The following is a 2,020-nucleotide window of genomic DNA, read 5'->3' as shown; positions in this document are numbered from 1 at the left end:
CCGCAGGGCCCGCCCCCAGACCTCGGTGGCCGGGCCGATGCCGACGGACGGCACGTGCGCGTCGTCCGCCCCCGCCGTGCCGAGCCGCACCCAGCCCCAGGAGGTGAGCGAGGCGGTCGCGCCCGCGTTCCGGGGGTCGACGCGGGTGACGGCGAGCGCCGCGTCCGTACGGGCGAGAAGCGCTTCGAGCAGCCGCCCCGCCACCCCGACCCGCCGGTACGGCGGCCGTACGGTGAGCTCGGCGAGCGCGAACACCCGCCCGGACACGGTGAGTTCCTCCATGTCCCAGGGCTCATCCGCGCCGAGGCCGCGCCACCAGTCGCCCGAGCGGTCGATGAGGTAGCCGTAGGCGTGACCCGCGGTCCTGCCGCCGGAGCCCGCGACCACCATGTCGAAGCCGTCCCTGCTGAACGCGCGGTTGAACGCCTTCAGGAACGCCTGCCGGTCCTCGTACTCCGCGCCGTGCGCCCGGTGGTACGTCTCGACGAATTCGTCCGCGAGAGCCTCCTGCTGCTGCTCGGCCTGCCACCTGCTCAGGTGACGCAAGAAGACTTCTGCCACGTGAGGTTGTCCTCCCACCTGGGCCCGTGCGGACCGTGAACATCTGCTTCCATCGTCGCAGGGCGGGCGGGGGCACGGAAACCGCCCCGGGGATCTTTGTCGGCCGGCGCGCCCCGGTGGGGCCCCGCGGGCAAGCGCGCGCCTGTCGGTGCGTCAGGTCCGCGACCGGCCGGACTCCACCCGTTCAAGGTGATCGTAGGATTGACGTACGGTGACAATTCGTGGCCGGACATCACCCGGTGTGTGCGGGCGGCTATCCTGTGCGGTGTCGGTGCGACGCCAGGGCGGCGGGCACCGTCCTGTACAGGGGAAGCGCACGCACCACACAGGCTCAACCGGGGCGTCATGCGACGATCGGGTGCCGGGGGACACCGGATCTGCCGGGTGCCGTACCTCCACCGCACCAACAGGCGTCGCCGCGGGGCCCGTACCCCATCCGTACGGACCCGGGGCGACCTCTACCGCGAAGGGCTCACCCATGTCTCTCCCGTCCGTCCGCCCCGGCCTCCTCCGCGTCCTGCGAGACGGGCGCCGGCCGGCCGCCATGCTGCTCGCCGGGGGGCTGCTGCTCGCCGGATGCGGCACGGCGACCACGGCGGGTGAGCACCACGAGGGTTCGGGCGACCGGAGCGCGGGAGCACAGGACGGGGTCGGCAGCGCCACCCAGGGCTCGGCCGACGACGACAAGGCGAACCGCTCCGAGACGCGCTCGGCGCTCAGCGCCCGCATCCCGGACCAGTCCGCGCCCACGCTCCCCGGCGTCGGCCCCCGGATGACCGCGAAGATCCCGGCGAAGACCCGCCAGGCCATCGTGGTGACGGGAGCGAACCGCGACACGAACACCGCGACCTTCCGCCTCTACGAGCGGAGCGACAGCGGCGCGCCGTGGAGCCCGGCCGCCGACATCTGGCCCGCGCACAACGCCCTGCGCGGCTGGACGACGCACCACATGGTCGACGACCGGCGCTCGCCGATCGGGGTGTTCTCGCTGACGGACGCGGGCGGCAAATACCCGAACCCCGGCACCAGACTGCCCTACGACCACAGCTACCACTTCACCGCGTACGGGCAGGGCTTCGACGGCGAGCCGCTCGCGGGCGCCTTCGACTACGTCGTGGCCATCAACTACAACCGCGACACCGGCAGCAGCCCGCTCGACCTGGGCAAGCCGATGGGCGCGGCGCGCGGCGGCGGCATCTGGATTCACGTCGACCACGGCGGGCCGACGCAGGGCTGCGTGTCGATCTCGAAGGACCACATCAGGCAGTTGCTGCGGATGCTGGACCCGGCGAGCCATCCGGTGATCGTGATGGGCGACGCGAAGTCGCTCGCGAGCTGACACGCCCGGGCGCAGCCTCCGGGCTGTTGAGCCCGGCTCAGCCAGCCGCGCGAGCCCGGCGCGGTCTCCCGGCTGTGTTGAACCCGACCCGCCTCCTGCGCCGCCCCCGGCCTCCGCGTT

General features: G+C 73.1%; 2 protein-coding genes. One reads left to right on the top strand and one right to left on the bottom strand.

The window, feature by feature from the left end; all coding sequences use genetic code 11:
• Nucleotides 1–561: GNAT family N-acetyltransferase (locus tag LCE31_RS39230; protein WP_225023033.1), on the bottom strand; the 561-nt coding region annotated here is incomplete at its 3' end.
• Between the two features lie 478 nt (nt 562–1,039).
• On the opposite strand from LCE31_RS39230, the gene LCE31_RS39225 reads away from it, so the two are divergent.
• Nucleotides 1,040–1,900 carry a L,D-transpeptidase family protein gene (locus tag LCE31_RS39225; RefSeq protein ID WP_225023032.1) on the top strand — a complete coding sequence of 287 codons (861 nt, stop codon included), beginning with the start codon at nt 1,040–1,042 and terminating at the stop codon, nt 1,898–1,900.
• Nucleotides 1,901–2,020: the final 120 nt, after the last annotated feature.

The sequence above is a fragment of the Streptomyces sp. 8L genome (assembly GCF_020176795.1).
Taxonomy (GTDB): domain Bacteria; phylum Actinomycetota; class Actinomycetes; order Streptomycetales; family Streptomycetaceae; genus Streptomyces.
The sequence above is the reverse complement of the archived record's forward strand: the minus strand, read 5'-3'. Positions and strand labels throughout refer to the sequence as shown.

Coding starts and splice junctions, on each gene's coding strand:
- LCE31_RS39225 (WP_225023032.1), top strand. CDS start 1,040: ATGTCTCTCCCGTCCGTCCGCCCCGGCCTCCTCCGCGTCCTGCGAGAC.